The following is a 6702-nucleotide window of genomic DNA, read 5'->3' as shown; positions in this document are numbered from 1 at the left end:
GGGACACTGGCCTCCTGCTTACGATCACCCAACTTTACCCGATCCATTTGATAAAAGCATGAAGTCGAACCACCCTCAGGAGAGGTGACGCGATGAGCCGCAATCGTGTTTTTGCCGCTGCCATGGCCGGGATAATGCTGACAGGAGCCCTCGCGGCCTGCTCGAGCTCGGGCGGGGACGATGGTAAGGACGGCCCGACGACCATCAAGCTGCTGGAGTTCCAGAAGGCCCGCGCCGATGTGGTGAAGGACCTTCTCCCGGAGTTCGAGCAGGCGATGGCCAAGCAGGGGCGGGAGGTCAAGGTCGAGCTGGTCGCCGACCCCCTGACCGACGAGCAGTTCAAGACCAAGATCACGCAGCAGCTCCACTCCGGCACCGCGCCGGACGTCATCGACATGGGCGGCACCAACGTGACCGGCCTGGCCGGCGCCGGCTATCTGCTGAAGCTCGACGACTACCTGGACAAGTGGGACGGCTGGGATCAGTACTACGAGTCCGCGAAGGACGGCGCGCGCCAGCCCGACGGCAGCTTCTACTCCATCCCCCACGAGGCGAGCGTACAGAGCCTGTTCTACCGAAAGGACGTGCTGAAGCGGCTGGGCGTCGACACCTCGCAGCCGCGCACGTGGGACGAGCTGATCGACAGGCTGAAGCAGGTCAAGGACAAGACCGGTGAGGCCCCGATCGTCATACCCGCCGGAACCGCCTGGGGCGGCGGAACGTGGGCCGAGGGCTTCCTGCCCATCATGGCCGGCACCGGCAGCACCTTCTATGACGCCAAGTCAGCGAAGTGGAAGCTCGAGAGCAAGGGCCTGTCGGCCACCTTCGACCTCTACGGCAAGCTGGTCAAGGACGGCCTGCTGCCGGTCCGGGACCTGCAGAACCCGAACCCCTGGGAGCCGACGAAGTACAAGAAGTTCCCCAAGGGCACGCTGCCGGTCGCCGCCCAGGGCAGCTGGGGATGGAAGTACGACTGGGGCCCCGAAGGCGCGGCGCCGATCAAGGACGTCCGCGACAAGGTCGGCACCTGGGACTACCCAGCCCTGGTACCGGGCACCAAGCCGTACTCGATCAACGCCGGCGGCTTCGGCTACAGCGTCAACGCCGACTCCAAGAGCGCCGATGCCGCCGTCGAGCTGGCGAAGTGGCTGAGCACCGGGAAGGCGCTGGCCGAGCAGCTGGCCGCGGTGGGGGCGGTCGCGCCGCGCAAGGACCTCTCCGGTACCGGCCCGTACAAGGACGAGCCGTCGCTGCTCGAGGCCGAGCGCAAGCTGAAGACCAGCATCCTCCCGCTACGGGGGGACGGCGAGGACCAGGTGTCGCAGGCGGTGCAGGGCGCGACGGCGGAGGTGCTGTCCGGCAAGGCGAACGGCGACCAGGCCGCCGCGGACTTCGCGAAAGAGGCCAAGGAACTGCTCGGCGGGAATCGGGTGGCGGAGTGACCACCGCCAAGGCCCTGTCCGACAGCCCGATTCCGCGGCGGACCAAGGTCCTGCCCGGCCGCACGGGTCGGCTGCGGGCCAAGGCACCGTCTGGCCCGCCGGGCCGGCGCCGGCGGGAGCGCGGCGCGCTGCCCCTGCTGCTCGGTCCGTCGGTCGTCCTGATAGCGGTCTTCGTGATCGCCCCTGCCTGCTACAGCGTCTATCTCGGCCTCACCAACACGCAGTTGACCGGCTTCGCCGCGCGGGACCCGCAGTTCGTCGGGCTGGAGAACTTCCGGAACCTGCTCGGCTCCGAGGACTTCCTCGCCTCGCTGGGCCGCACGGGCGAGTTCGTGTTCTGGTCGGCGATCATCGGGCAGACGGTGCTCGGCATGCTCGCCGCCCTGCTGCTGCGCAAGAAGTGGCTGCGCGGCAAGGGCGTTTTCGGGACGCTGATTCTCATGCCGATGGTGGTGCCCGAGGTCGTCGCATCGCTGACCTGGGCGAGCGTGCTGTCCTCCGATGAGGGCGGCAGCTTCAACCGGCTGCTCGCCGTGTTCGGCTCCGGGGCGGCAGCTCCGCTGCAGGACCATCCGATGGCGTCGGTGATCATCATCAATGTCTGGCGCGGCATCGCGTTCGCCATGATCATGTTCCAGGCCGCGCTGGAGGACGTCCCCGACGAGCTGATCGAATCGGCGCGCATGGACGGTGCGAGCGCACTGCAGATCTTCCGGCACATCACGCTGCCGCTGATCCGCGGCCCGGTGTTCCTCTATCTGCTGCTCACCACCATCACGACGGTCGGCGTCTTCGGCCTGGTCTACTTCCTGACCCAGGGCGGCCCCGGACAGGGGACGGAGCTGACGTCCATCTACATCTTCCAGCACGCCTTCCAGTACTCCCAGATCGGCCTGGGCAGCGCCGCTTCCGTCATCCTTCTCGTCCTGCTGACGATCCTGGGCGCGACATACGCCCGGCTGGCCAAGGTGGAGGTCTGATGGCAGCCACGACTACCGCCCGGCCCCAAGTGTCCGCCGGCCCCGTCCGACCGCCCCGTCGCAAGCCGACGTGGCAGATCGTCCAACGAGCGCTGCAGTACGGCCTTTTGGTGCTGCTGGCCCTGTTCTGCATCGTGCCGTTCGCGTGGGTCGTGTTCACGGCGGTGGACGCCAACGGCGGCCCTACGGTCAGGGTGCCGGCGTTCACCCTGGACAACTTCGTCCGGTTCTTCACCGACGGCGACACGCCGCGGCTGTTCCTGAACAGCTTCATCGTGTCGTTCGCGGCGACCGCGCTCAACCTGGCCTGCGGCGTCTTCGGCGCCTATGCGCTGTCCCGCTACCGGTTCCGCGGACGCACGGCCTTCATGTACGCGATCCTGTTGATCCGGGTGATCCCGCCGCCAGCGACGATCGTGGCCCTGTACCTGCTGATGGTCAAGATGCAGCTGGACGACAGCTACCTCGGCCTGATCCTGGTCGAAGCCGCGGCCGCCCTGCCGATCACCTTGTGGCTGCTGAAGGGGACCATCGACGGCGTCCCGTATGAGCTGGAGGAGGCCGCCTGGCTCGACGGAACCACGCGGTTCGGTGCGATCCGCCGGATCATCCTTCCACTGGTCGGCCCCGGTCTCGGCGCCGCGGCGATGCTGACGTTCATGGCCGTGTGGGGCGACTTCCTCACCCCGCTGGTGCTGCTGCAGTCGCCGGACCTCTATCCGCTCTCGATCGGCCTGTTCCGCTCGTTCACCGCCTTCAACCAGGTCGACTGGGGCGTGCTCGCCGCGAGCGCACTCGTCTACATGGCGCCGCCGGCCGTGCTCTACATCTTCCTGCGGCGGCATCTGATGCGGTCGAGCCTGGGCGGCGCCATCAAGGGCTGACCGTTCCCCTCCTCCGCCTCCCCTGTCCTCGGCCGCCCCAACCCATCACACCGCCGGCGACTGGCCGCTGCGCCCTGCCCGGCATCCCCAAGCCCCATGTTCCGCAGCAGTACGCAATGAGGAGACGCTCTCTTGACTGACGACAATCCGAATGGCCGGGTGCAGCTCGACGCCACCGCCCTGGCGATGCTTCGGGTTCGGCGGTTCACCAAGTTCCGGATCCGGCCCGCCGTCTACCGCGACGCCCGCCCGACCCGGATCACCGCGTGGACGGTCGGCGGTGAGCCCGTGCCGTTCGCCGACGCCGTGACGAAGCCGTTCGAGCCGTTCGCACTCGGCCGGCCATGGGGGCGGCCCTGGGACACGACCTGGTTCGATGTCTCCGGCGAGGTACCCGAGGACTGGGCCGGGGACCAGACCGAGCTCGTCGTCGACCTGGGCTTCACCGGTGATCAGCCGGGTTTCCAGGCCGAAGCGCTCGTCTACCGACCGGACGGGGAGATAGTCAAGGCGATCGAGCCGTACAACGCCTGGGTTCCGCTGCCCGATCCCGGCCCGTTCCGGCTACTGATCGAGGCGGCCGCGAATCCGATCGTCCAGGTGCCCTACGAGTACGAGCCCACGGCGATGGGCGACAAGGCGACCGCCGGCGACGATCCGCTCTACCGGCTCACCGATCTCTCGGTTGCCCTGCGCGACCTGGAGGTGTGGGGCCTGCTGCAGGACGTGACCACCCTCGACGGCCTGGTCGACGTCCTTCCGGAACACGGCGCGCGGCGCGCGGAGATCGTGCACGCGCTGGAGCGGATGGTCGACGTCATGGATCCCGACGACGTGGCCGGGACCGCCGCGCTCGGGCGGGAGGTCCTCGCCCCGGTGCTGGCCAGCCGCGCGCCGGACAGCTCGCTGATCGTGTCGGCGGTCGGCCACGCCCACATCGACTGCGCCTGGCTGTGGCCGACCCGGGAGACCAAGCGGAAGGTGGCGCGGACGTTCGCCAACGTCCTGGATCTCAGCGAACGCCACCCGGAGTTCGTGTTCGCCGCCTCCTCGGCGCAGCAGTACGCCTGGCTCAAGGACAGCCAGCCGCGCCTGTTCGAACGGGTCCGCAGGGCGGTCGCCGACGGCGTCATCCGCCCGGTCGGCGGGATGTGGGTCGAGTCCGACACCAACATGCCCGGCGGCGAGGCGCTGGCCCGCCAGTTCGTGCTCGGCAAGCGCTTCTTCGCCGAGGAGTTCGGGGTGGAGAGCGAGGAGGTGTGGCTGCCCGACTCGTTCGGCTACACGGCGGCGCTGCCGCAGATAGCCCGGGCCGCCGGCGCCCGCTACTTCCTCACCCAGAAGCCGTCCTGGAACGAGACCAACCCGATGCCCCACTCCAGCTTCCACTGGGAAGGCATCGACGGCTCCCGGGTGTTCACCCACTTCCCGCCGGCCGAGACCTACAACTCCGACCTCGGCGCCGCCGACCTCGCCCGCACCGAGCGGACGTTCCGGCAGAAGGGGAAGGCGCGGCACGTCCTCGGGCTGTACGGATGGGGCGACGGCGGTGGCGGCCCCACCCGGGAGATGCTGGCCGCGGCCGAGCGCAAGCACGATCTGGACGGATCACCGCGGGTGCGGATGGCCGATCCGGACAGCTTCTTCCGCACTGCCGAGGCAGAGCTGCTCGAGCCTCCGGTGTGGGTCGGCGAGATGTATCTCGAGCTGCACCGCGGCACCCTGATCTCGCAGGCGCGGAGCAAGCGCGGCAACCGCCGCAGCGAAGCCCTGCTCCGCGAAGCCGAGCTGTGGGCGGCGACCGCGGCCGTCCGCCGCGGAGCCCCGTATCCGTACGACGAGCTGCGGCGGAGCTGGGAGACGGTGCTGCTGCTGCAGTTCCACGACATCCTGCCGGGCACGTCCATCGCCTGGGTCTACCAGGACGCCGAGCGGGACTACGGCCGGGTGGCGGACGATCTGGAGACCCTGATCGCGAACGCGCTCGACGCGCTCCGCGGAGGCGAGGAGGGCGAAGGCAGCGATCGCGGTGTCACCGGCATCCCGGTCGCCGCCAACGCCGGCCCGTACCCGCTGCACGGCGTACCGGCGATGGGCCTCGGCCCGGCGACGCCGCCCGCGCCGGCCACGCCGCGCCAGGTGGACGACCGGATCGTGCTGGACGACGGAAAGCTGCACGTCGAGATCGACAGGCGTGGCACCCTTGTCTCGGTCGTCGACCTGGTCGCGGACCGGGAACTGCTGCCCCAGGGTACGGCGGGCGGCGTCCTCCAGCTCTTCCGCGACACCCCGCGGGAGTGGGATGCCTGGGACATCAACGACGAGGACAAGCGCAGCGGCCGCGACCTCGTCGAGCCGGTGTCGATCGACATCGTGGACGATGCGGTCGTGGTGCGGCACGAGCGCGGCAAGACGGTCATCACCATGTCCGTCCGGCTGTCCGACGGCCGGATCGACTACGCCTTCGACATCGACTGGCACGAGTCGCAGAAGCTGCTCAAGCTTGCCTTCCCGCTGGACGTCCGGACGGATCGGTCCACCTCGGAGATCCAGTTCGGCCACCTGCACCGGCCGATCCATCAGAACACCTCCTGGGACGCCGCCCGGTTCGAGACCGTCGCGCACCGCTGGATCCACGTTGGCGAGCCCGGCTACGGCGTCGCCATCGCCAACGACGTGGTCTACGGCCACGACATCCGCAACGGGCAGGCCCCCAGCGGCCGGCCGATGACGACCGCACGACTGTCGCTGCTGCGGGCGCCGCGCTATCCGGACCCGTCCGCGGACCAGGGACGCCACGACTTCTCCGTCAGCCTTCGCCCCGGTGGAATCCCCGAGGCCATCGCGGACGGGTACGCGCTGCAGCTTCCGTTGCGCACGGTGCCGGGTGCCGCCGCCGAGCCGCTGCTCGAGGTCACCGATCCCGCCGTCGTCGTCGAGAGCGTCAAACTCGCCGAGGACCGCTCCGGAGATCTCGTGGTGCGCCTGTACGAGGCACATGGCAAGCGCTCGCGTGCGACGGTGAAGACCCGGTTCAGATGGCACGAGGCCATCGCCACCGACCTGCTGGAGCGTGCCGTGGAGAGCGAGGCGGTGCGCAGCACTGCATCCGGTGCCGAGGTCGAGCTCGAACTGCGCCCGTTCGAACTCCTCACTCTCCGCTTCCGCGACCCCGTGGCCTGAGAGCGGGTCGGTGATCTCGGACATGGATGAGCACAACGGAAAGGTTGTCCACGATGTCGGTTGATCAGTCCGAGCTGCTCCCGCGGCCGGAGTATCCCCGGCCGCAGTTCCCCGGGACCGCTGGCTGAACCTCAACGGCAGCTGGGAGTTCGAGATCGACCGGTCCGACACCGGCCGGGAGCGCCTGGATCGTGCCGGGGGTCGGCGGAATTC

The 6702-nt window shown here is 69.1% G+C and carries 4 protein-coding genes; all 4 read left to right on the top strand.

What is annotated here, in order from left to right:
• The first annotated feature begins 92 nt into the window (after positions 1 to 92).
• The 4 genes from VXC91_RS23320 (at position 93) to VXC91_RS23305 (ending at position 6489) form a co-directional block, all read left to right on the top strand.
• A complete protein-coding gene (locus tag VXC91_RS23320; RefSeq protein ID WP_329509265.1) occupies positions 93 to 1442 on the top strand; it encodes an ABC transporter substrate-binding protein in 1350 nt (449 codons plus the stop codon).
• A complete protein-coding gene (locus VXC91_RS23315) occupies positions 1439 to 2422 on the top strand; it encodes a carbohydrate ABC transporter permease (protein WP_329509264.1) in 984 nt (327 codons plus the stop codon). Before VXC91_RS23320 ends, VXC91_RS23315 begins: the two co-directional genes overlap by 4 nt.
• Positions 2422 to 3306 (top strand): carbohydrate ABC transporter permease, encoded by an 885-nt coding sequence (locus VXC91_RS23310; RefSeq protein ID WP_329509263.1) that lies wholly within the window; start codon positions 2422 to 2424, stop codon positions 3304 to 3306. Before VXC91_RS23315 ends, VXC91_RS23310 begins: the two co-directional genes overlap by 1 nt.
• Before the next feature lie 186 nt (positions 3307 to 3492).
• A complete protein-coding gene (locus VXC91_RS23305) occupies positions 3493 to 6489 on the top strand; it encodes an alpha-mannosidase (RefSeq protein WP_329509268.1) in 2997 nt (998 codons plus the stop codon).
• Positions 6490 to 6702 lie beyond the last annotated feature (213 nt).

This window comes from Streptomyces chiangmaiensis (assembly GCF_036281785.1).
Lineage (GTDB): Bacteria > Actinomycetota > Actinomycetes > Streptomycetales > Streptomycetaceae > Streptomyces > Streptomyces chiangmaiensis.
Note: the sequence above shows the minus strand (reverse complement) of the source record. Positions and strands in the feature narration are given on the sequence as shown.